Genomic DNA, 24,505 nt, shown 5'->3' with positions numbered 1-24,505 from the left:
CTCCTCCTCCCCAGTCCACATTCTTATGCTCCGATACGAGCAACCAATTGTTGTACAATTGTATCGGTATCACTACCTGTTGTTGCACCATCCAGATCCCAACCAGCTGAATCCTTCAATGCTTCTTCCGTTGCTTGGATTGCTTCCATCTTCACGACTAAATCGTAGGTCGCATTGGTGTATTTGCCACCTAAATCTTTGTCATAGATCAATTTTTTCAATAAATCAGGCGTCGTTACACTTGGTTTCAATGGCTCTGTGAAGTAGAACCAGCCATCGTCTTTGTTGTAAACCCATTTAGTTGCTGTCAAAGCGGCAACGGTTGTGATGTCTGTACCATAGCCAATCCGAATGTGGGTTTTACTTAAGCCGATCTTATCTGCTTGAACACCCTTTACATCATTATTAGCCAATGGAATTTGATCTCCATCCGCTGCTGGAGTTGGTGTTGGAATAGAAGCAATTCCTAATGTTCCAATTGTGTAATCATAATCAACGCCATGACGATTTCCTGTCGTTCCCAATAATGCATGACCAGTAAGCGTGTTGTCTTTGTTCGGTAAAGAAGACTTCGCCCAGTTCATCACTGCATTTTGGTAACCACCTGCATAATAGCTATACTTCAAGTCACTAATGGCAAATTTCCAATCTTTTGCAGCAAGAGCTCTGTCTGCAATAGCCTCTGTTGGTGAAATTGTATATTGCATTGCTTGATACTCACCAGTCGCATATTCATGAACAACGACTGCTTCGTAACTAACTGAGCGCTCACTTGTCGTAGGATCAATTGTTAACCCACCTTTGACAAACAATTTCGTCTTTGCTTCTAATCCCGTCACTTGTGTACTTGGATCCGTTACTTCAGAAAAGCCGTTGGTTGTACTGATTTTATCGGCACTGTATTTAACTGGAACATGAGAAGTTAGTGTATTCGTAGCACTTGGATCGTATTTTGCCCCAGTTACTGTGTTGTCACCATGAGAGACTACCCCTTTACTCGCTAAATGCTTCAGCACTTCTTCATAAGAAACCCGAACAAATACATTGGCATTTCCTGTGTTGGTTACACTTACTTCCTTCGTTGCTTCGGTTCCTGGAACCATTGGTTTTGGTTCCCATTTTTCATTTACAGTCACACTGTCGTCGACTACTGCCGCAGACTCTACCCGGTTAATTCGTTGTTGTTGTGACGTAATCCAGGCAAATGTTCCTGAGATTACCGCAACTAATGCAAGCAATGCGGCAATAGCCAACAACTTTTTCTTTTTACGTTCTTTCATTTCTTTTCTCCCCTTAATTTATATTTTTATATAAACATTTGTGATTAGACAAATGTTATATCCTTGATGGATGATGTGGCGGATGGCTGCTCTTGTCTGGTGGCAAGAAATACGCCTTCAATACTAAGAAAAAGCCAAAAGTGGATAAGGCACAGACCAGACATAACCAGACATTTGTTTGTATAAAGGCTAAAAAGGTCCCCATTTTAGGAATGACAAACGTTACTTTGCCATAGACCCGATCCGCTGCTATAGGCGGATCATTGGTTTTATTGGCATCTCCTTTGGTGACGATGTACTCACCTTGTTCCCCATTTAGTTCGTCCAATCGTTCCACCATTCTATGCGTTAAATAACGGTCTCCTTCGCCTACCCGAAACGTTACGACATCCCCTTCTTTAACTTCAGATCCATTCATCAACTTGACGATCACGATATCCCCTGCATAGAAGCCGCCTTTAGGCGAGTCTGCCTGCGGAGCCATCGAATCCGTCAACACCTGATAAAAGCGATGGCCTAAAATAGCCGCATCAGACTTTTCACTGAAGGCAAACATTAAAGAACTCAGGAGGATTCCAATTGTCAGTGTGTAAAAGAACAGGTTATATGCGAATAAAAAAATCTTACGATTCGTGGATTTCTTCGCTTGTTGCAAGGTCGGTGTTCCTTGTTGCACAGGTCTCGGTCTTTGAGGTCTTGGCCTCAGTGGTGCCATTTGTTCTCGTTCGTATCCATAGTTAGTGGGTCGTTGCCGCTGATACTCGTTTCTGTTCGGCATACCTCTCGGTGGATAAGAATCCCGCGAAGAGGGGACAGTCCGACGTGAGTAACCACCTTCTCGGCCTCGATTACTCGGTCGCTGAGGTGGATAGAGTCTTCGATCATCGTATTCTTCTTCGTAATAGTCTCTTCTTCTAGCTGGCCTACGGTTAGAAAGGGGGCGCTCATGATACGACGATTCGTGATAATCATCCTCGTACTTTCGATATTCACGTTGTCTCGACATAGTTCCCCTTCTTTCATTGGACAAGTTGGTTTCCTGACAGCTGCTTGGCTGGTCGCTGAGCAGTTGGTGGAATTATTACTACTGATTGCGTTGTTTCATTGATGATAATCGGTTGTTCCACAATTTCATTAGATACTTCAGATACTTCAACTGTTGGTTTTTCTTCTGAACGATCTTTTAATCGCACAGGATTATCAGTTGGTTGTTCTTTCTCTTCTTCGACACTTCTCGCTAGCTCTTGATCATAGATCGTTAAATTGTATGCTTCGATTAGAGCAATCAATTTCTTGTCATAAGCAGTATCCGTCGCATACTTCCCTGTTAGAGCTCTCGCTGCTTCTTGATAGGTTCCAGCATTCGACTTCCACGTTCCTTGATAGAAACCAACATTGCCTGAGAGACCACTTTTCAAAAGTGCGGCATAATCTTCTAGTGATTCTTTATGGCTGGGGTATTGCCGGAAAGCCGTTTGGATCGTATAAAGCTCCCCGTTCCCTTTATCTTCCTGTGTTTTGAAAGATACGTGCTTTCCTTGAAAACTTCCTTTGATTCCTAATAAATTATGATAAGGTGGTCGAGCCAATCGACTATTGCCAGAACCTGTTTCCAAAATTGCCTGTGCAATCATGACCGAAGCATACAGGTCTTCCTTCCAAGCGATAACTTGCGCGTCTTTTCCAATTGTTTGGATAAATTCTTCGGTCGTTTGATTCTTGCTTACCGAGAATTCGTAGTTTTCTTCTACTTTTTCTATAGGCAAAGAGGGTTGAACATTGTTAGTTAGCTCAAGTTCTTTATGCTCATCTGAGGTTACTATGAGTGATTTTTTGTCGATAGTTGTTGTCACAGTAGTCTCTTGTATTTCACTACTCGCCATTTCTTCTACGGATGAAGCAGAACCCAGCGTCTTCGATGTTTCTGAGTCACCTTCATCGGCCTGACTAGAAACCTCGGAGCTTTTTTTGATCGCTTCCTGAGATACAGAAGAGGTCTCTTTTGCTTCTGCAAAAATAGTTTGTTTTATTGGTGCCTGATCTCCAGCAATTAAAAAAGCGCTCAGTGCTAAACTGCCGAACAGGATTTTACCCCTCATTAGGCTTCCGCCTTTCCTGTGACCGTGAGTGACCTCTTGATCTTCTTGGTTGGGCAGCTAGTTGCTTCAATTTCATAAGGACGTTATGGTAATACAACGCTGTTAGTCGTAAATAAAGAGCCAGAATCATCAGCAATAATAGAAGAAATAATTGACTAACGGTCACCACATCCTGAAAATCGGTGAAGTAGAAAAAGATTCCTAACACAACAACTCCCAGCAGCACCACCAAAGAGAAGAGCCAGTATACCCAGTACCAAAAGGTGTACCATTCGATTTTTTCATGCAATGCCTTCATTCTTTCTTGTTCCCCTCTTGGACGATGCCTAAAATTTGTTTTTCCGAGACTAAACCGAAGATCCGGCTGTCTTTGGAAATCGTGCGATTGTCTCCCAAGACAAAATAATAGCCTCCAGGGATTGGCTCGTTTGAGATATTTTCCCAAGCAAAAGCTTCGGTTCGATAGGCAAAAGCATCGTTTACTATTTCATGGTTAACGAGTAACTCGCCCTCTTGATAACCAATCCGTTCTCCTGGCAAACCAATCACTCGTTTCAAATACAACTCTGTGGGAGCATCGGGTGGATGCAGAACGACTACATCGAAACGTTTCGGCTTATGATGAGCTTTTACTTGAACGACCTCTTGTTCCCAATAGGTTGGATTCATGGATTCGCCACTGACAAAGTATTTCGGATACAACCAGTAGTAAGCTCGGAAAGTTCCAAGAAAAATGAAATAACAAATCATAAACACCAATGCCAACTTTGGTGCTAATGTCCACTGAAATCTCCGACCTCAGCCAACCTCCTGAGCTTCTTTGACTGGTGCATCTTGTTGCTCGCGAACCATTCGTTCCATCACTGAATTTTCTCCTTGTAGTAGATCAAAGTAAGCAGCTTTACTCAATAAATTGTCATAATCCATTTTCATCAGTTTGACGAAAGGTTTTCTAAACCAAGGTCGCGCATGAACTTTTGCACGGGATTCGATTACCTGACATTCATACAGCACGAAATGAATATCTCGTGCCGAAAGGTTGGCTTTGATCTGCTTTACCTGATCTCGTTCGTAAACCAGTTTATTGCCGGTAACTGTCATTTTTTCACTTTTATTAATCAGCTCTCCATTTAAATGCCACATTTGCTCTAAAAAGCGAGCCTTCTGAAGCAAGTAGGTGTACTCTCGCAAACTGATTTTGATTCGCCTGTCCCAGTCGCTTTCTTCGGTACTCTTTTGATCAAAATATTGAATGCCGCTGTAGAGCATCGAAAGCTCGAGCTTTTCAATCACCAGCTCTAGCTTTTGATTGACTGCCCGAAGACGAGCCTTGCTTTGACTTTCCTGGCGTACGTTTTCTTTTTGAATTGGATCTACAGGTACTTCCGATTCTTGAAGTTTTTTAGTTATTTGTTCACCTGGAGTGGACTCTTCATTCTGCGGCTCTTGGACAATACCTTCCGAGAAGTGCTGCTCTGCCAACTCTAATAGCAGCTGCTCTGCCCGCTCCAAAGTATTCTCAGTCGCCGTTGGAAACTGCTGGTTTAGGCTGTCTTCCAAATGAATCGCAAAAGGGAAGCCTGTTTCTCTATGAACCAACGGAACAAAATCAAAGCGATAAACCTGTCGACCATATTTTGGTTCTTCCGTTTGAGCTTTGATCCAAGCGAACTGTGGGAAGAACTGATGCAAGGCTTGCCAAAAGGCTTTCCAATTTAAGGTTCCTGGAACAAGTAATAACTCAAGATGATAACTGCTGTTCATTAAGCGAAATAATTGTTCAAAATGCTGGTAGATCTTTTCTCGTTGGTCGTCATTCAAGCTGCCATGTGGGGCATACAAGTATTCACAGGCTCTTTCGATTTCTTCTAATAATGGTTGTGTGATTAGCTCTTCCTGCATAGTAGGAGCTGGTGTTGGATAAAGGGCGAGTTGATTCTGCGATTGCTTCATCGGAAAGCTCCCCTCTTCTATTCGTCTTCCAATAATGCATCGCTGTTGGCTAACAGACGTACAAAAAATTGGGTGGTTTCTTCTTGCACCGAACGCAGACGTTTACGGTAATTTCTGATTTCCTGCTTCATGACTCTCAACTCCAACGATGCATCATGAATGACCTGGTGCGCTTCCTGTTCGGCTTGGCTGCGAATTCCTTTAGCCTCATACTCTGCCCGTTCTAAAATCGCTCGTTCCTGTTTTTTGGTTTCAATCAGAATCGTAGCCAGTTCAGCCTTCATCTCTTCATTTTCTTTTTGCGTTTGTTTTAGCTCTTCGACTTGTCGGCGAGCTTGAATCAACGCTTCTGTTTGATTGGTTTGACTATCTTTCAAGTCAGCTTTCAGCTGTTCCACCTGTCTCGACAATTCTTGAATTTCACTGTTCTTTTCAAACTCCAAATTCTCCAATTCGGCTTGCTTTTCCTTTTGTAACTGGTCTTCTTTTTCTTGTTGCTTCTGAAGAGCTTGATCCTTCTCTGACAAGGTAGTTGCCATCAAGCTCATTTCTGATTGTTTGACTTCTAACTGATGCTTCAACTGAGCTACCGTTTCTTCTAGTCGCTCAATCTCTTGGTATAGCGATGATTCCTGTCTTTGAGGCTGCTCTTCTTCATGAGCTGGTGCTCGCATTGGTTCCGATTCTCCACACTGGCGGTCATCATAGCGCTCATCCATTGGCGCTTCTGTTCTCCTGCGTGAGCGACGTTCTCCACGATCATACTCCCGATAATTTTCTGCCGGACGTTCATATTCTTCTTCAGGATAAGAATCATACCCATAATCATCCTCATAGCCTTCGTCATACTCATCGTAAAAATATTCATCTTGATTCGTTTCCTGATAAGCATCCTTCTTCTGTTTACCGAAACCAAACATACATTCCCTCCTCTATCCATTGACCCCTAAATACTGATTTTTGATAATTTTCTTTGTTTCATCTATACTTTTAGAGAGCATAAAAAAACAGCTCTTCTTTCATAGTCTTTAGAAGACTATGAAACCTCCCAAAATCCCCATCAAACCAACAAAAAAAGACCGTCGATTGACGACGGTTGACGGCATAAAAATTGTATTTTCTCAAACTAATAACTCAATTCAGGTAATTCTTTTATAAACGAAAGAAAACCAGTCGCAAAAACCTGAAAATTTGTGCTTTAGTAATAGACTAACCAAGAGAGCGCTTACTTTAAAAAATATAAAAAAAGTCCTTCCCAAAACGAGTTATCCTCTTTTTGAAAACGCTTTATATGATTTCCTTTTCCATTTGGCTGACTACTTGGAACCGTTGCTCCATTAAGGATCCAGCATATGTATCTAAGGTCATTTGAGTGGAGCTATGTCCCATTAGAGCACTGACACTCATGATGTCGCCTCGACTCTCTAGGCAACGTGTCGCAAAGGTATGTCTCAACTGATGGAAATGAATGGTTGATAAATTAGCTTTCTCGCGAATCCGGTGAAAATGATACGTTAACAGCCGAGGTTCTACTGGCTGCTCTTTGTTGGTAAGAACAAATTGCCCTTTTATCCGCTGTTTCTGCTGCAACAAGACGTTCTTCAACGTTTGACTCATAGGAATTAAGCGAGTAGAGGAGGCTGTTTTCGAACTCGTGTAAATTAACTCCGTTTTCTTTCCATTGAATACACCAACAATACGCTGCACCGTTGAATGAACATGAATTAGATTATTTTCAAAATCAATGTCTTTCCAAGTAAGGGCCGAAATCTCGCCAATTCTCAAACCAGCATGTAATGCTAATAGCGTTGGAATCCCTTGTCCTTTTTTAGAGGTCAAAGCAGCAGTTTCCAAACGTTTTTGTTCCTGCTTCGTAAGAGCCTGATTCCTATTTTTTACTAATTTAGGCAGTTGTATCAAGGCAAATGGATTCTCATGGATCATTTTTTTCCGAATAGCTAGATTGATACATTGTTTGGTAATACGGAAGACAGCATGAATCGTCGAGGGTTTTAGGTTTCGTTTTTCCAAAGCTCTCAACAAATTTTCAGCTGACTCTTCATCTAGTTCATTTAATCCATATTCACCAAGTACATTTAGCACATAGTGAATTAACTTATGTTCATAATTAGCATAGGTAGACTGCTTCACACTGGCTTGAATGTCCTGCAGCCACCGATATCCCCACTCATTAAAGCTAATTGCGGCCTCTCCATAATTATTTTGGATAAACTGATAGTGCAGTTTCAAGGGATACAGCTTCTCACGAACTTCCTTGAGTGTTTTGCCATACACCGATCCATATTTAGTCTTACCATTCGCTTTTTTACCTTTAGGATAACGACCTTCCCAGCGTTTGTCTTTGCGGCGATAGATATTTTCACCTCTGCGCATATCCTCACTTCCTTTCTATTAGTAGCGACGGGAGTTTTGACGGTAAATAGACTATCCGTCTTTTTCAAGGGATTCTCTTTCTATTAACTGTTGTAAAGAATTCCAAAAAAATAATTTTAATTATTTTTATAAAACATATTGCGTATTTCTAACCGTTAATCTATAATTAGACTAGTTAATAACCCGCAAATATAAATAAACATAATTACTTAACGAAACATCTCATAGTCTTCTAAAAACTAAGAAATAATATCAATTCTTTTAGCCATTCATCTTTATTGAATGACTTTTTTTATTTCTAAACAACAATAACCCCTAATACATTATATAGATTATCCGGAACAAAAAAACGATAATTTTTATTAGATACATAAAAAAATGATCGTACCTATTTTTGATGTATCTATCTTCTCAGCTCGTGAGTCATTGCTTCCCACAATACAAAGAAGCATCTGCGATCGAGAACTCCTTTCGCAGATGCTTCTTTTGATTATTCTTTTTAATATAACACTCTTCCAGCACTTTCAAACGGGTACCAGCTTGTATGGGTGATCTTCACCACATCACCTGGCTGCGGCGCTTGAATAAAATACCCATCCCCAATATACAAAGCTACATGGTGGGCAGGTCTCCCCCAAAACACTAAATCGCCTGGCTGTACTTCACTAACGGGTATTTCCTTCACTGCCGCCTGTTGTGCTTGGCTGACTCGTGGAATCGAAACACCATTTTGGGCAAAGACCCATTGCATTAGTCCACTACAGTCAAAGCCGCTCGGTGTGGTACCTCCCCAAACATAAGGTACTCCAAGATATTGTTTGGCTGACAAAATGATCGCCTGAGCTTTATCCGAAACTTCTTCACTGGTAGAAAAGTTCTGACCAAGAACAACCTGCTCCAGCAATGCCTCTTGTTGCGCCTTCGTTGCTTCTTCTTGTTTGCGCTCTTCTTCTTGTATTTGAGCCAATACTGCTTCATTATCCTTTAGCTCTTTTTCCAGTTGTTCTTTACTAGACTGTTGAGTTGCCATCGTAGTTTGTAATTGTTCTTGAACGGTTTGATATTCTTCTTGTTTTTTCTCCAGCTCTTTTTGCTGTTTCGTAAGATTCTCAGTCAATTCGGTATATTCCTTGGCTTTTGCGTCATCGGATTGCCGAATCGTTTCTACTCCCTTGATGGAGCTCAGCATCTTTGTCCAGCCTTCCAGTTGAAAGAAGTTCACTTTCCGATCAGCGTCCTTCAGTTGAATGGCTCGTACTCGCTCTTGAATTTCTTTTTCCAATTGCGTCAGCTTATCTGTCATATCCGTCACTTTCTTCTCTTGAATAGTGAGTTCTTGAGTTAAGGCTTGGCTCTTCTTTTCTTGTTGTTCTTGCTCAACCACCGTTGTCGAAATTTCATCATTCAATTGGCTTAAACGTTCCTGCAATTCGGTAATCGTCTGTTGGGTTTCTTCTTTAGGCTCAGCATGAACTGGCGTCATGAAGCAGAATAATCCCATACTTACGATGACCGCTATGTATAACTTTTTCATTCAAACACCTCTGTTCTTAACATTATTCGAACTATACTAACCTTTATTGTAAACAATCTCTCACTCTTAATCGTGTTCATCATTCACTGCAAGCAGACGCTTCTCATCTTGTTTGACAAAATGAAGCTGACCATTTTTCTTTTTACAAATATAATGAAGAAAAATGTGTTCCCTTCATTATATTCATATTTGGTCGCGACTAGCAATACCTTATGCACAAATATTTTTGCTTTTTTTAATTTAAAAATAGCATAGACTAAATTTTTACTATTTGGAAGTTAGCCTTGCGGAACAATTCGTACAATTAGCTACCTTTACGTAGATTAGTTAGAACAACCCACCAAACGTAAAAGAGAGAAAATAACCTAGCCAAAAGGCTGTCAGTTATTCTCTCTTGTCATTTTTTTACAGTTATTCGATTGCACACTCCGTTTGAATTTTTCAGGCAACTTCTATTTTAGAATCTTTTTTTTAGGAGCTTTCTCAATTATCTCCGAACCATTCTTGAGGTTAGCAGCACAGAAATAGATGCTTCCAACAGTGAACCTACTCAACTAATTACACAAACAGCTTTTAAGATTGAATTATTTAATCGTTACATATTCTAAATCAACCAGCTTCGCCCAAGCTTCAATTTGTTCAGTTGTCAGCTTCAATGAAACCACGGTGTGATGCCCACCGCCTGTGCGAATCCAAGCACCGACTCCCTCATGGAAATTCGGTTTCACCTTCCATAATACTCGTGCCACTGGCAAGTTCGGAGCCTCCTCAGTTGGTTCGAAAGCTTCTACTTCATTGATTAGCAGCTTATAATGAGTGCCAAAATCAGCCATGGAAACCACGACGCCATCACCAGCTTTTCCATCAAAGACTAAGCGAGCAGGATCTTCACGATCACCCATTGATAATGGAGAAACGACAATTTTTGGTTTGTTAACAGCTAAGGTAGGATCGACCTCCATCATATGAGACTGCAAAATTGCTTCTTTTCCAGCAGCTAATTCATACGTATAGTCTTCCATGAAGCCAGTGTTTTCGTTGTTAGCCATCACCTTTAACAAACGATCCAAGGCAGCCGTTTTCCAGTCGCCTTCTCCAGCAAACCCATAGCCTTCAGCCATTAATCGTTGAACGGCTAAGCCTGGCAGCTGCTGCATGCCGTACAAATCTTCAAAATTAGAACTAAAGGCATTGTAATTCCCTGCCTCTAAAAAGCGTCGCAAGCCGATTTCCTGTTTTGCCTGTACCTTCACATGAGCTTCCCACGTCCCATGATCGTAATCGCCGTAATCAAAATCATAAAGCTCTTTGTATTCGGCAAATAAGGCTTCCACTTCTTCTTCCTTCACTGCATCAATGAATTGAACCAAATCTCCAATCCCAAAATAATCGACGACCCAGCCAAATTGAATCTGAGCTTCTACCTTGTCGCCTTCTGTTACCGCTACATTTCGCATATTATCACCAAAGCGAGCGACTTTAATATTGAAGCTTTCGTTGTAGGCCACTGCCACATCCAGCCAATCAGCAATTTGAGACTGGACACTTTCTGTTTGCCAATAGCCGACAACGATTTGGTTTTGCTTTTTCAAGCGTGCATTGATGAAGCCATATTCACGATCGCCATGAGCCGATTGGTTTAAATTCATGAAGTCCATATCAATTGTTTCCCAAGGGATACTTTCATTAAATTGAGTCGCTAAATGCAGCAATGGCTTTTGCAGCAGCTTGGTTCCGCGAATCCACATTTTTGCTGGAGAAAATGTATGCATCCATGTAATTACGCCAGCTACCTCATCACGATAGTTAACTTCCTTCATGAGGTTTGTGATGGTATCTGCTGTTACTGCTAATTCCTTCAATACAATTGGATAGCGCATCTTGCCGCTTTCGTTTAAACCCTTGACGATTGTTTCCGCATTGCTTTTCACGCTTTGTAATGCTTCTTCTCCATATAAATGCTGTGACCCTACAACAAACCAAAATTCTTTTTTACTGATTTCTAACATTGTATTCGCTCCTCTTAGTTAATAATTTTTTTGATTGACTAATTTGCTTGCCCGTAATAGGCGTTTTTTCCATGTTTTCGTAAATAATGTTTATCCAATACTCGCTGCGGTAATTCTTCTGCGTAGGTATTTAATTGACGAGTGAACAAATTCGTTTTTGCTACCTCATCCAGCACTACCGCATTCATTACTGCACTTTTAGCATCTTTGCCCCAAGTAAAGGGACCATGTCCATGCAGTAGAACACCAGGAATCTCCATAACATCGATTGCTCTTTCTTTAAAAGTTTCTATAATGACATTGCCCGTCTCATGTTCATACCCCGCATCAATTTCTTGTTGGGTTAAAAATCGGGCACAGGGAACACTGCCGTAAAAAGTGTCAGCATGCGTGGTTCCCATTGCTGGCAAGTCTATACCAGCTTGAGCCCAGATCGTTGCCCAAGTAGAATGCGTATGGCAAATCCCACCAATTTCTGGAAAAGCCTTATACAAAACGGCATGTGTCGGTGTATCTGAAGAAGGATTCATTTCCCCTTCAATTACTTGGTTCTCTAAATCTACCACCACCATATCGGAAGCCTTCATCTCTTCATAGCTGACTCCGCTTGGTTTGATAACAAAATAGCCTGTTTCGGCATCAAAGGCACTCACATTTCCCCAAGTGTACTTAATCAAGCCTTGCTTAGGTAATTCTAAATTGGCTTGAAAAACTTCTTCTTTTAATTGTTCCAGCATCTAAACCTCTCCTTATTTCAAACCATCGATTGCGGCTTTTTCGATTGGCAAGCCTTTTAAATAGCGATCAGTAAATTCCCCATAGCCTTGCAGGTCTTCTTCGGTTGGAATAACCGTGATTCCTTCACTTTCGGCAAAAACCTTTTGTTCTAGAAATTCTGCTAACGATAGTTGTTCTTCAGATATCCGATAAGCAGCCAGTAAAGCAATCCCCCAAGCACCGCCTTCGCCAGCTGTTTCCAGCACCGTCACCGGCGCTTCCATTGCTGCTGCTAAGATCCGCTGACCAACTTCAGGGGTTTTGAATATTCCGCCATGACCAACTAATTTGTCGATCTGAATCTGCTCTTTTTTTAGAATTTCCATACCGATTCGCATGGCACCAAACGCACTAGACAAATGCAGGCGCATGAAATTGGCTAAGCTAAAATCACTTTCAGGTGTCCGAACAAATAATGGTCTGCCTTCATTGAGTCCGGTAATATTTTCACCAGAATAATAGCCGTACGACAACAAGCCGCCACAGTCAGGGGCACCCTCCAAGGCTTTAGTGAATAGCGTGTCATATAGCTTTTCTCCGCTAATCTCCAATCCTAAGCTTTCAGCAAATTCTTTGAACAGCTTTACCCAGGCATTAATTTCAGAGGAACAATTGTTAGTGTGAACCATCGCTACTAAATCGCCAGCGGGGGTGGTCACTAAATCAATTTCAGGATGAACCTCCTTTAATTCCTCTTCCAAGACAATCATGGCAAATGCAGAGGTACCCGCCGAAACATTTCCAGTCCGTTGACCAACACTATTGGTGGCAACCATACCAGTTCCCGCATCCCCCTCTGGTGGACAAAGAGGAATTCCTGGCTGGAGTGTTCCAGTCGGATCAAGCAAATAGGCACCTTCCTGAGTCAGAATACCCGCACTTTCTCCAGCCAGCAGAACCTTTGGCAAAAGCTCCTGCAGCTCTTTAGTAAAGCCTTCCTTTTCAGCTAAATCCTTAAAAATATTCAACATAGTCTGATCGTAATTTTTCGTAGAGCTATTGATGGGAAACATGCCAGACGCATCGCCAACCCCTAATACTTTTCGTCCGGTCAACTGCCAATGAATATAGCCTGCCAAGGTAGTTAAAAAAGTGATGTTCGCTATATGCTCTTCTCCATTTAAAATCGCCTGATACAAATGAGCGATGCTCCATCGTTGAGGGATATTGTAGTGAAAAGCCGTAGTCAGCTGTTCTTCTGCTTCACCGGTAATAGCGTTGCGCCAAGTTCTAAAAGGAACCAGCAGCTCATCCTGTTGATCGAAGACCATATAGCCATGCATCATTGCGCTAAAGCCGATTGAGCCAATCTTAGTTAAGGTTTCACCGTACTTTTCAAACACTTCTGCGGCCATTTTTCGATAGCTGACACGTAAGCCCTTCCAAATATCCTCTAATGAATACGTCCAAATGCCCTCTTCCAGCTTGTTTTCCCACTCGTAGCTTCCAGCTGCAACCGGTGTTAAATCTGATCCAATTAATACAGCCTAAATTCGTGTCGAACCAAATTCAATGCCCAAGGCTGTTCGTCCGTCCATAATATCCAGCTTGGTCTGAACCATCTTTTCTTCGCTTTTAATAGGAATCGCCTCCTTATTTCCACTATTTGATAAGCCCAGTATATAGTTTGTGTACGTACATGTCAATGTAATTAATGAAATCTGTACGTACACAACCCAAAAAAATAAACAGCCTGCAATAGGCTGTTCTAATGAGTTTTTACTTTTCCAATACAGAATCTCTTTTCACCAATTCAGGTTCATAAAGAAGGCTCTCCCCGTTTTTCCCTGTCTCAACGGCTTGAACAATCCACTTTGCAGCATCACTCCCCATTTTTTCTTTAGGGTGCGTCAAAGTAGACAACTTTACTGCCCCAACTTTGCTTAACGAGGAATCGTCATTTCCAATAATAGAAATCTGCTCGGGGACTTGATAACCCCCTTCTACTAGACGATCCAGCAGCAAGCTTGCAATCTGATCATTGTAGCAAACTACCCCGGTAATTTCAGGTGCTTCTTTTAAACGAGTTTTTACTAAATCAGGTACTTGTTTTCTGGTTTCCGTTGTATACGTCACAATATCCTCAGGTGCAAATTGAATTTCGTATTGCTCACAGGCCTGAATAAAGCCTTTCATTCGATATTTCCCCTGCAGATCGTCAATTTTTGTTACAAAAAGCAGCTTATCCTGCTGTTGATGGATCAAATACTCTGCGGCTAAAAAGCCTGCCTTCACATCATCCACACAGATTGATGCCGATTCCAGCTCTTCATAAACCGCATTAATCATTACCATCGGAATTCCTTGTTCTCTCAATCGTACATACAAAGCTAAGTTGGGGTTGTACTGGTTGCTTTTGGTGGGCTCGACAATTAGACCATCCACTCCGTAGCGAATCATCTTTTCCAGACAAGCCTTTTCCTGCTGATAATCGTTGTTGGTACTGGCCAGTAATAAAGAATACCCATGCTCACTTAAGGTTTTCTCAATCCCGCGAATAATCGAAGGAAAGATATAATCCGACAGGTAAGTTGTAATGACTCCGATTGTTTTTGGCGTTGGACCTTTACTTCTTTTATAGGCATCATCGACATATGTACCTGAACCTTTTTCTTTTCTCAAGTAGCCTTCATTGACAAGCTGGGCAATGGATTGCCGAACGGTATGACGACTCACCTCGTAATCTTTTTGCAGCTGCAGTTCAGGAGGAATCGTTGTGCCTACTGGATAATCGCCAGAAAAGATCTTTTCTTTTAGTTCATCTGCAATAATTTGATACTTCGTTTTGCTCATGAGGTTAGTCCTTCCTATCAATTTGTCCGAACATTTTTTTCATTGTAGCATACTTCATCGCTGGAAGGGAATGCTTACAAAAAAAGAGAGTACAGCTTTCGCCGTACTCCTGCGTTAACCTTCTAGTTCTTCTCCTGATCCAACCAAACCGCCATATTCCCTTCCTCCCGGTTGGCCCAAGCATAGTAAGGAATCAATTTTATTTTCGCGTCTTTCCATTTTGTCGGAATGTATTCATGATAAAGAGAAGGCTCCTTTTCTTCTTCTGGTGTTTTTGCTGCCGCATAAATTACCCCTAAGCCCCCTAACAATTCTGATTCAAAACGATAATCAAGCTGTCCATTAGGTGCCAGACTATATTTCCAAACGGACTTTTCTTGATCCGTCTCCTCAAGACAATAAACCAATGGCCCTCTTTGAATCGCGACCTTGCCAAAATTGTAAACCACATTGGTATTGGATTGATATTTCTTGATTGACATGTCTAGAAGCAATTCAATGCTTGTTGTCCCAGGTACTGCTTCTAAATAAATAAAGCCATCGTTTAATTGGTAGTCTTGCGTTTCCCCATTGATTGATAATCGGGCATTTTTCTGTGACCATTGAGGGATTCGAATACCCAAAATACAGGGTTCATCAGAAGTATTTTCTACTTTATAGTTGATCGTACCCTCCCATGGAAAATTGCTCTCTTGCTGAATCGTCACCCCATTCTCAAAGGTAGCTTGGTTAGAAATAAACTGATGAGAAAGAATCACGTCTTCTTTTACTGCATAAATGTATTGATCCACTGAGGCTATAAGCCGTGCAACATTGCTAGGACAGCAGGCACAGCCAAACCACTCAGCCCGATGGGTCAACACATGGTTGCGGCTAGGATTGTGCGCTGAAATGTCTGGATCTGCCAGCAGCGGGTTCACATAGAAGAAATGCGTGCCATCCAAGGAAATGCCGCTAATAATCCCATTGAATAATTGCTTTTCTAACACATCGGCATATTCGCCTTTGGTTTCCAACTTAAGCATTTCTCTGGCAAAAAAGACCATGCCTACAGAAGCACAGGTTTCGCCATACATGGTGTCGTTAGGCAAATCATAGTTGCCAGTAAAGGATTCTCCAATATTCGTGGAGCCTATACCACCTGTAATGTACATTTTTTGATGTACGATATTGTTCCAGAATCGCTGACAGGTTTCCAGTAGGCTTTTGTCACCAGTTAGTCGCGCAACCTGAGCCATCCCAGCGCAAAGATAAACGACTCTTACCGCATGTCCTTCTGCTGTTTCTTGTTGGCGTACAGGTTCAGCCGCTTGATAATAGGACAAAGGAAAATTTCTCATCCCATCAATGACATCTCGATCTAGTCCGTCTGCAGCAATTTGCCGATCAAAGAAATCGTCTTGTCCACGTTGATCAATAAAGAAATGAGCCAAGTCTAAATAGTTTGATTCTTCGGTTAGCTCATAAAGTCTTGCCAGTGCCAGCTCGATTTCAGGATGTCCATCGTATCCAGGAATTTGATCTGCCCCCGGACCAAAATGCTTCAGCATGCAGTCAGCCATTTTAACGGCGATCGACAAAGCTTTTTGATTTCCCGTAACTTCAAAATAAGCGACTGCTGCTTCAATATAATGCCCCATTGTATATAACTCATGGGACTGCTTCAATCGAGCAAACTTACGGTCTGGTGCCTCAATTTGGAAAAAACTAACTAAGTATCCGTCACCCTCCTGAGCCTGAGCAATTAGATCAATCAAAAGGTCGGTAATTTTTCTTAACTCCTTATCTGGATGATAGGTCAACGAATACGCCGCAGCTTCCAGCCATTTATAAACATCGGTGTCTTGAAAGGTATAGCCATTATGGGTACCTTCTTTTAGTCCAGCTGCAATTTCTAAATTTTGGATCGCATGGCTATGCTCCTGATGCTCTTCATTTCCGCCAGGTTCATGGGTAATGGAAATATCGGCCGAATCATTCATCACTTCCCACTGATATGGCAATACCTCCTTCACAATTAATTCCCGGTATTGGTTCCAGAATTCAGAAGTAATTTGGATGTCTTTTAACTGATTTTTCTTTTTAGTGATCATTTTTTTCTTCCTTTCCAGCATCGTTTGCTTGTACCTAAAAATATAAGCTTTCAAAACTCACTTGTAAGCGTATACTTCTGTATAAAAGGTGGACTTTTGCGAAACCGTTCGTTTTCAGTCGGTTTTTTCCGTAGAAAAAGTAGATAAACCCGGAAATTAAATCTATTTACGAATTTTTTCGTTATAATCAAGTCAAACTAGTCAAGGAGGAACTGCGATGTTGGCGATTGATTTGCAGCAACCAGTGTTTTACTATAAAGCCGGTGAATTTTCTGCTGGTACTGGCTGGCAGCACAAGAAGATGTTCCATGACAAAGATTTTGAAATTATTTTTTGCTTGGAAAATCACTTGTCTTTAATGATTGACGGTCAGCCGATTCATTTGAAGAAAAACGACTGCTTAGTTTTACCACCCGAAACAACCATTGAAGGTGCCCAGCTTTCAGCCCAACCGGTTCGTTTTTATTGGTTGCATTTTTACGCACAATGGCAGCTGTTGCCTACTGATGATCAGACGGTTAGTCAGCTGCAAAAGGCATTTAATCAGCACAAAACAGTGACAGCTTACAGCAATCGATGTGTGCTGCCTGGCTTGTTTACAATCAAGGAGCCCAATTTCTTAATTATCTTGATGAATCAGTTATTAAATGTGTCCAATACTTATTACTATAGCGCCAAAATGGCAGATACCTTGACTCAAACGATATTGCTTGAATTGTGCAATCAATACTTGGCTGTCTCTTCCACCATGGGAGAAGAGTACGATGCCAAAATTCATCAAGTAGCCGAGTGGATTCGCGCAAACATGAGTGAGGAGTTATCTATCCAAGACATTGCTGATCATTTTGAAGTTTCTCAAGATTATCTCTCTCGCCAATTCAAAAAGGCGTTTGGCAAGAATCTACGAGATTATTTGATCAACTTAAAAATCTCCGTAGCAAAAGTGTTGCTGGTGCAAACCACTTTACCAATCAAAGCGATTGCGGAATTGTCTTATTATGCCGATGAAAAATATTTTATTCGTATGTTCAAAAAACGGACAGGCTTAACCCCTAACAAATACCGAAAAGCCTATTCTGGCAACCATCAAAACAATCCCTATATTGATCCAAAGCTGCCGATTCCTCAGGCGGTTGAAAAATTACTGGGACAATAGCAAACCGCCAGCCACTCAAAATTTGAGTGGTCTTTTTTATCAAAAAACGGAAATGTATACTTTTACTACGTTTAAATCCGTTTTATTCTCTTTTGTAACCTCTTACAATTATCCACATAGATATCTATGAAATTGAAAAGAAGGAGCAAAAAAATGAAAGACATTGTTGCGGCAAAGAAAAAAGCACACCCTCTAGTTAAGAAGCTGGCTTATGCTAGTACAGATGGTGCTGGAAATTTATTGTTTTGCATCATCAGCAGTTATATTCTCTATTTTTATACAGATGTTTATGGTTTAACCGTGGGGACAGCAGGTATTTTACTGCTGATTGCGCGAATTGTTGATTCCTTCGATGCCCCATTTTGGGGATCTGTTATTGACCACACTAAGAGTAAATATGGACAAAGTCGGCCTTGGTTTCTGTGGTTGGCGATTCCCTTTGCAATAGCTACTGTGTTGGCCTTCTCCACGCCTAACTTATCGGGAACCGCAAAGGTAGTTTATGCAGGAATAACTTATGTCGTTGCTGGTACGATTTACAGTGGGATTGCTACTCCGATTACCTCTATTTTGCCGAATTTATCCAACGATCCGGATGAGCGGATTCATTTGAATTCTTTTAGAATGGTGGGAGGCAATGTCGGAAACTTTGCAGCAGTTACCTTTGCGTTACCGTTGGTCGCACTCTTTGGTGGAGGCGATGATCGAAAGGGCTTCAGTCTAATGGTGGCTTTCTTCGGAGTTATTGCCGTTGGATTGCTCTTCTTTGCCTTTTTCAACTTGGAAGAAATCAATACAAAAAAGGCGGTCAGTGTTCCTTTCAAGAATAGTTTGAAAGCGGTTAAGGGGAATTGGCCTTGGGTATTGCTGGTTTTGGCTAATTTAGCTTTTTGGATGGCTTTAACGGTGCGGACTTCTGCTTTACTTTATTATTTTGAATACAATCTAGTCAGTAAAAATCTAGTGCCTTTGATTAATGGGGTTTCCTTAATTCAGGTTGGAGGAATGATGGCCATTCCATTTATTTCTAAAAAACTTAAAAAGACGGGAACGATGATTATTGGCTTGGGGTTGGCAGTAGTCGGGCAATTCCTGCTGTTTTTATCTGGAACCTCGATGACTTTCTTGGTGATTTCTTGGGCGATTGCTTGCATTGGTTCAGGAATCGCTTGTTCAATGCCCTTTGCGATGCTTTCAGATGCGGTAGATTTTGGGGAATGGAAAAGCGGCATTCGTTCCAGCGGATTTCTGTCGGCAATGGGCAGCTCTTTCTGTATTAAGGTTGGGGCTGGTCTAGGCAGCTACTTTTTATCTGTCATTATGGCAAAAACTGACTACGTTGCCAATCAAGTGCAAACTAGTCAGGCCTTAGCAGGGATTCAATTTGTTTTTCTATGGTTGCCGGCCATTCTATTTGCTCTAGCAGCCGTTCCAATGCTGCGTTACTACAGATACGAAAAACAAGAAGGTTTTATCCGAGCAGAATTGTTAACTCGCCGAGAACAATCAGAACAGTAAGAAAAGTGGTTCAACGTCGTTAACTTGAAAAGACCCGCCTTATTAGAGCCGTTCATCTGGAGCCTTTACAGATGAATGCTCTTTTTATATCCGTCCTTCTTTATTAGGAAACCAATACACAGGAAAAGCCGCTCAACAGAATTGTTGAACGGACTTCGGTCAATAGGTATGGTTTATTGTTGAACAGTTGTGCCGCTTTTGCCAGTGATGGCTTCAGAGGCTTGCTCTAGAGAAGCAATAATGGCTTTGCGGCCAGCTTTTGATTCAGCAAAGTCAATCGCTGCTTCAACTTTTGGCAGCATACTGCCGGGAGCAAACTGATCTTCTTTAATATACTCTTTCATTTTCTCCACTGTGGTATCAACTAGTGCTTCTTGATTATCTTTACCGAAGTTGACGAATACATGGTCAACTGCTGTTAAGATAATAAAGACGTCCGCATCGATTAAGGCTGCCATTTTAGAAGCAGCGAAATCTTTATCAATCACTGCGTCCACGCCTTCATAGCGTTTGCCGTGATAAACGACTGGAATACCGCCTCCTCCGCAGGCAATAACTACCTGACCTGCATCGACTAAGGTTTGCAGGCTGATTTTTTCATAGATATCCATCGGTTTTGGTGAAGGAACTACTCGGCGCCACCCACGTCCAGCATCTTCTTTATAGATATCGCCGGTTTCATCCATAATTTTCTTTGCAGCGGCTTCATCATAGTAACCACCAATTGGCTTGGTTGGATTCTTGAAGGCCGGATCTTCTGGATCAACGACTACCTGAGTAAGCATTGAAACAACTGGTACATCATTTACTCCACGAGCAACTAATTCTTCATCGAGGGCTTGTTGTAAATGATAACCGATATAGCCTTGGCTCATGGCTGTACATTCTGGGAAAGGCATTAGCTTTTCCGGATCGTCATTTCCCATATTTTCAAAAGCTAAACGGATTTGACCAACTTGTGGACCGTTCCCGTGAGCAATTACTACATGGTGTCCGTCTAAAATTAAATCAGCAATTGATTTTGCTGCTAATTCGGCTTTAGTTAGTTGTTCATTGGCTGAGTTGCCTAAGGCGTTTCCACCTAAAGCAATAACAATTTTCGACATGTGAAACCCTCATTTCTGATTTCGTTAAAAATCTTTATTGGATAATTTTCCGGCTACCCTTCTTGGAAAGATAGCCGGAATGACTGTTTAGCGTTTTGGTTGTTGTTGCGTGATACAGTGAACGTTTCCGCCGCCGTATACAACTTCGACTGTGTTTACACCTACGATTTCTTTACTTGGGAACATTTCTTTCACTTGTTCCAAAGCTAGTGCATCATTTTCATCGCCGTATTGCGGTACGATGACACCGTCGTTAGTAATCAAGAAGTTCATGTAAGAAGCGATACAGATGTCGCCATCTTCACGAGGCATTGTACCTTCTACATAGTCAATCTTAAAGTTGCCATCAATCGTTACTGTTTCAACTGGGCAGCATAATTTGTGGACTTTTAGCTTGCGGCCTTTAGCGTCAGTCATTTCTGACAGACGTTTGTACGCATCTTGAGCTGCTTCATAGAATGGGCTCTTTTCATCTTCTGTGTAGATACAAGCTACTTCACCTGGTGCTACGAAGCAGGCAACATCATCTACGTGTCCATTGGTTTCTTCAGGGTCAATTCCATCGCCTAACCATAAAACTTTTTCAACGTTTAGGTAGTCACCCAACATTTTTTCAATTTCTTCTTTGGACATATGTGGATTACGTCCTTCACTTAATAGACACATTTCAGTTGTCAAAACAGTTCCTTCGCCATCCACGTGGAATGATCCGCCTTCTAATACGAATCCGCTGGTCCGGTAAGAATCCACCTGTTCGATTTCACAAACCTTTTGAGCAATTAAGTCATCTTGATCCCATGGGAAGTACAAGCCATCAACTAGTCCGCCCCAAGCATTGAATTCCCAGTCTGCTGCACGTAATTCGCCTTTATCATTGATTAAGAAAGTTGGTCCGCAGTCACGGATCCATGCATCGTTATTAGACATTTCATAAACCGTAACTTCAGGTGGTAATTGACGACGACAGTTTTGGAATTGCTGCTGAGATACCACCACGTTCATTGGAGTAAATTTGCTGATTGCTTTTGCTACATCAGCAAAAGCTTCTTGTACGGGTTTACCACCGTCGCGCCAGTTATCTGGACGTTCTGGCCAAATCATCCATACTTTTTCCTGTGGTGCAAACTCTGCGGGCATTCTAAACCCGTCTTGTTTCGGTGTTGTCGCTTCGATTCTCTTTGCCATTGTTATCGGCTCCTTCTTTTGTTATTTTTTTGAAAACAATAATCGCTTCGCCAAATAGGATAAAGACTACTGCCCCGATAGTAATCGGCAGCTGTTCAGTTAGTGATGCCGCATCAAACTGCAACGGAATTGCAGTAAAGATCAAAGAAACAATGATCATCAGCATCGGTGCAATTACTAATAGCTTCAATACGCCATCTCCACCGCCGACTTTAAATGGCCGAGGGGTATCTGGATCGATTTTACGTAATTTGTAAAAGGCTGGGAATACTGGTACATAAGACAACAGGAACATTACTAGGTTCAATGAGAAGAAAGCCCAGAATAGATCTTGGTTTGGCAAGATTGGCGCAATCACAACTACGACTGTGGCTACGATTCCGTTCATTAAAGCTGTTCCAATCGGCATTTCATTTTTTGAACTACGTTTTGCAAAGAATTTTGGCATGTCGCCATTTTCAGCTGCATAACAAGCGGTGTTGTTTACACCTAATGACCAAGAAATCATATTTCCAAATAGGGTTAACAGGAAGAAGAAGGCCATCAAGATAATGAACCAACCTCCAGTTGATCCAGTTAACAGCTTGAAGCTGTCCATCATTCCGCTGCCGGTACTGATTTGATCCGTTGGGATAGCTACCCCAATACCAAAGGCAGAGAAAATGTAAATCGCTGCAATGACAATTCCAGCTGCTACAATTGCTTGCGGAATTTGTTTTTTAGGATTTTCCATATCGTCCGCAAAGGTACAGATAACTTCAAATCCTAACAAATTGAAGATGATAACTGAAATAAAGGAAAGACTATTTAAATCAAAAGATGGCAACATCGATTGCACGGTAAATTCGTTCGCCATACCTTTAGTAAAGGCTACGTATAGACCTAAACCACCAATTAATACGGCCAAAATCATTTTGATTACCGCCGCACCATTCAAAATCCAAACACTGTCACTGACTGGATAAAAGCTAATCCAGACAACTAACCAAATAAATACGAGTTGAATGATGATCGAAGGAATGACTGGAAATTCAATTCCGGTCATGGTAGTCAGCAATTCTGGACACATTACCGCCAGTGAAGCCAACCATAATGGGAAGTTAATCCAATAATACCAAGAAACCCGTGATCCCCAGCGGTGACCGAAGGCTTTGGTTACCCAGTCGTAAATACCGCCGTCGCCGATATAAGTGGTTCCTAATTCTGAAGAAATGAGACCATAGGGTAATAAAAAGGCAATCAGCAGGAAAATCCACCAGAAGAACTGGGAGTTTCCGATTGCGGCAACCGGTGCTGCAGCTTCTGCTACGAATACCACACAGATTACGGAAAGAATGGCACTCATCAAGCTAAATTTTTTCTTTTGTTCCATTTTTCTCTTCCTCTCTATAATGGAAGGAATGGTTGAGGCAGGCGCCTCAACCATCTAATGAAAATAAGTCCTTAGCGAAAAGCAGAGTTATTTCCATTCCTACGCTGTTTTACAGTGGTTTCTTGATGAACATTTCTAGTTCTGCTTTTGCTTCAGCTGTTGCTGCTTCGTCAATTGGATTCTTTTCTGCATAATCATCCATCAAATAAACTAACAATCCACGAATCGAAGTCAAACGGTTTTCCGCTTCATCGAAACAGATAGAGTTTGGTCCGTCCATTACTTCATCTGTTACTTCTTCACCGCGAGAAGCTGGTAAGCAATGCATGAATTTCGCATCTTTGCCGGCTTTATTCATTAATTCATCATTGACTTGGTATTTAGGATAGAAAGTACTCATCCGTTCTTCTTCAGACAATTCTGCTTCGTATAAGCCGTACCATACATCGGTGTAAACGAAGTCAGCACCTACAATTGCTTCAACATCATCCGTTACAGTGTAAGTTCCGCCAGATACTTTGCAGTTTGCTTCTAATTTTGCTTTGTGATCGTCGTTTAATTGGAAGCCTTTTGGTCCGAATTGTACAAAATCCATTCCCATCTTAGTAGTAACTAAACCTAATGAGAAGCATACTTGTGTTGCATCACCGATAAAGGCTACTTTACAGTCTTCTAATTTTTTGCCTGCTGGTAAATGTTCTACCATTGTAGTTAAGTCGCCAACCTCTTGTGTTGGATGATTATAATCAGACATTCCGTTGATTACTGGAATAGTTGCGTGTGTTGCTAAGTCGTTTACACTGTGGTGACGTTCTACCCGTGCCATTAAGATATCTACTAAACGAGATAATACGCGGCTAGTATCTTCAATTGTTTCGTGTCCGCCTAATTGGATTTGGCCTGGTGCTAAATATTGCGCATGTCCACCTAGTTGAGTCATCGCTGTTTCAAAGGATACTCGGGTTCTAGTAGAAGATTGTTGGAAGATCATTCCCAATGTTTTGTTTTTTAATAGAGGTGGATAGAAACCATTTTTGATCGCCTTTTTAATTTTTAATGATAAGTCAACGATGTATAAAATTTCCTCCTTCGTATAATTCTCCGTTGTAATGAAATCGCGTTTTGCCATGATGATTCCTCCTATAAGATAGTTTTTCGTTTGCTTTGCATCCACAATGTATCAATTTATGAAAGGGTTTACGATAATCTTTTAGTTGTAAACGCTAACATCTTTAG

21 protein-coding genes are annotated in these 24,505 nt (G+C 41.4%); 2 read left to right on the top strand and 19 right to left on the bottom strand.

The features are described 5' to 3' along the window. Positions 1 to 23 precede the first annotated feature (23 nt). From IGI46_RS07955 to IGI46_RS07885, 15 genes are all read right to left on the bottom strand, one after another. Positions 24 to 1,280 carry a hypothetical protein gene (locus IGI46_RS07955; protein WP_429973216.1) on the bottom strand — a complete coding sequence of 419 codons (1,257 nt, stop codon included), beginning with the start codon at positions 1,278 to 1,280 and terminating at the stop codon, positions 24 to 26. 55 nt (positions 1,281 to 1,335) lie between these two features. Then, positions 1,336 to 2,286, bottom strand: coding sequence for a signal peptidase I (locus IGI46_RS07950; protein WP_429962809.1), 951 nt, complete (start codon positions 2,284 to 2,286; stop codon positions 1,336 to 1,338). Between the two features lie 13 nt (positions 2,287 to 2,299). After that, complete coding sequence (locus IGI46_RS07945) at positions 2,300 to 3,379, bottom strand: glucosaminidase domain-containing protein (protein WP_429973215.1); 1,080 nt, start codon at positions 3,377 to 3,379, stop codon at positions 2,300 to 2,302. Beyond that, a complete protein-coding gene (locus IGI46_RS07940) occupies positions 3,369 to 3,677 on the bottom strand; it encodes a hypothetical protein (RefSeq protein WP_429973214.1) in 309 nt (102 codons plus the stop codon). Before IGI46_RS07940 ends, IGI46_RS07945 begins: the two co-directional genes overlap by 11 nt. Next, positions 3,674 to 4,129 carry a signal peptidase I gene (gene lepB, locus IGI46_RS07935; RefSeq protein ID WP_429962806.1) on the bottom strand — a complete coding sequence of 152 codons (456 nt, stop codon included), beginning with the start codon at positions 4,127 to 4,129 and terminating at the stop codon, positions 3,674 to 3,676. The genes IGI46_RS07940 and lepB overlap by 4 nt, the downstream gene beginning before the upstream one ends. 48 nt (positions 4,130 to 4,177) lie before the next feature. After that, positions 4,178 to 5,332, bottom strand: coding sequence for a hypothetical protein (locus IGI46_RS07930; protein WP_429973213.1), 1,155 nt, complete (start codon positions 5,330 to 5,332; stop codon positions 4,178 to 4,180). A gap of 17 nt (positions 5,333 to 5,349) precedes the next feature. Then, a complete protein-coding gene (locus tag IGI46_RS07925; RefSeq protein ID WP_429973212.1) occupies positions 5,350 to 6,252 on the bottom strand; it encodes a hypothetical protein in 903 nt (300 codons plus the stop codon). 367 nt (positions 6,253 to 6,619) lie between these two features. Beyond that, entirely contained in the window at positions 6,620 to 7,726 is a 1,107-nt protein-coding gene (locus tag IGI46_RS07920) for a tyrosine-type recombinase/integrase (protein WP_429962789.1), read from the bottom strand. 499 nt (positions 7,727 to 8,225) lie between these two features. Then, positions 8,226 to 9,260 (bottom strand): NlpC/P60 family protein, encoded by a 1,035-nt coding sequence (locus IGI46_RS07915; protein ID WP_429962788.1) that lies wholly within the window; start codon positions 9,258 to 9,260, stop codon positions 8,226 to 8,228. Between the two features lie 584 nt (positions 9,261 to 9,844). Beyond that, the gene (gene araA / locus IGI46_RS07910) at positions 9,845 to 11,269 is read right to left on the bottom strand and encodes an L-arabinose isomerase (RefSeq protein WP_429962787.1); all 1,425 of its coding nucleotides are present in this window, start codon (positions 11,267 to 11,269) and stop codon (positions 9,845 to 9,847) included. A gap of 38 nt (positions 11,270 to 11,307) precedes the next feature. After that, on the bottom strand, positions 11,308 to 12,006 hold the full coding sequence (locus tag IGI46_RS07905; protein ID WP_429962786.1) for an L-ribulose-5-phosphate 4-epimerase: 699 nt from the start codon (positions 12,004 to 12,006) through the stop codon (positions 11,308 to 11,310). 12 nt (positions 12,007 to 12,018) lie between these two features. Then, complete coding sequence (locus IGI46_RS07900) at positions 12,019 to 13,524, bottom strand: xylulokinase (protein WP_429973956.1); 1,506 nt, start codon at positions 13,522 to 13,524, stop codon at positions 12,019 to 12,021. Between the two features lie 9 nt (positions 13,525 to 13,533). Next, positions 13,534 to 13,719: a hypothetical protein gene (locus tag IGI46_RS07895; protein ID WP_429973211.1), complete on the bottom strand. Its 186-nt coding sequence runs from the start codon at positions 13,717 to 13,719 to the stop codon at positions 13,534 to 13,536. A 46-nt stretch (positions 13,720 to 13,765) separates the two neighbouring features. Next, positions 13,766 to 14,839 (bottom strand): GntR family transcriptional regulator, encoded by a 1,074-nt coding sequence (locus IGI46_RS07890; RefSeq protein ID WP_429962785.1) that lies wholly within the window; start codon positions 14,837 to 14,839, stop codon positions 13,766 to 13,768. Positions 14,840 to 14,961: 122 nt separating this feature from the next. Beyond that, positions 14,962 to 16,932, bottom strand: coding sequence for a glycoside hydrolase family 127 protein (locus IGI46_RS07885; RefSeq protein ID WP_429973210.1), 1,971 nt, complete (start codon positions 16,930 to 16,932; stop codon positions 14,962 to 14,964). 217 nt (positions 16,933 to 17,149) lie between these two features. Here IGI46_RS07885 and IGI46_RS07880 point away from each other — a divergent pair, with 217 nt between their 5' ends. Both IGI46_RS07880 and IGI46_RS07875 read left to right on the top strand, forming a co-directional pair. Continuing rightward, entirely contained in the window at positions 17,150 to 18,088 is a 939-nt protein-coding gene (locus tag IGI46_RS07880; protein WP_429973209.1) for a helix-turn-helix domain-containing protein, read from the top strand. A 153-nt stretch (positions 18,089 to 18,241) separates the two neighbouring features. Beyond that, positions 18,242 to 19,606, top strand: coding sequence for an MFS transporter (locus tag IGI46_RS07875; RefSeq protein ID WP_429973208.1), 1,365 nt, complete (start codon positions 18,242 to 18,244; stop codon positions 19,604 to 19,606). Between the two features lie 173 nt (positions 19,607 to 19,779). On the opposite strand, the gene arcC is transcribed toward IGI46_RS07875, so the two are convergent. The 4 genes from arcC to ptcA form a co-directional block, all read right to left on the bottom strand. Next, positions 19,780 to 20,712, bottom strand: a complete 933-nt coding sequence (gene arcC, locus IGI46_RS07870; RefSeq protein ID WP_429973207.1) for a carbamate kinase — start codon at positions 20,710 to 20,712, stop codon at positions 19,780 to 19,782. 87 nt (positions 20,713 to 20,799) lie between these two features. Beyond that, on the bottom strand, positions 20,800 to 21,897 hold the full coding sequence (aguA, locus tag IGI46_RS07865) for an agmatine deiminase (RefSeq protein WP_429973206.1): 1,098 nt from the start codon (positions 21,895 to 21,897) through the stop codon (positions 20,800 to 20,802). Further along, the gene (locus IGI46_RS07860; RefSeq protein WP_429962779.1) at positions 21,851 to 23,269 is read right to left on the bottom strand and encodes an APC family permease; all 1,419 of its coding nucleotides are present in this window, start codon (positions 23,267 to 23,269) and stop codon (positions 21,851 to 21,853) included. Before IGI46_RS07860 ends, aguA begins: the two co-directional genes overlap by 47 nt. 109 nt (positions 23,270 to 23,378) lie before the next feature. Beyond that, a complete protein-coding gene (gene ptcA, locus IGI46_RS07855; RefSeq protein WP_429962778.1) occupies positions 23,379 to 24,398 on the bottom strand; it encodes a putrescine carbamoyltransferase in 1,020 nt (339 codons plus the stop codon). Positions 24,399 to 24,505 lie beyond the last annotated feature (107 nt).

Source organism: Enterococcus sp. AZ163, from assembly GCF_050498925.1.
In the GTDB taxonomy this organism is placed as follows: Bacteria; Bacillota; Bacilli; order Lactobacillales; family Enterococcaceae; genus Enterococcus_A; species Enterococcus_A ferrettii.
This window is presented reverse-complemented; position numbering and strand designations above follow the sequence as displayed.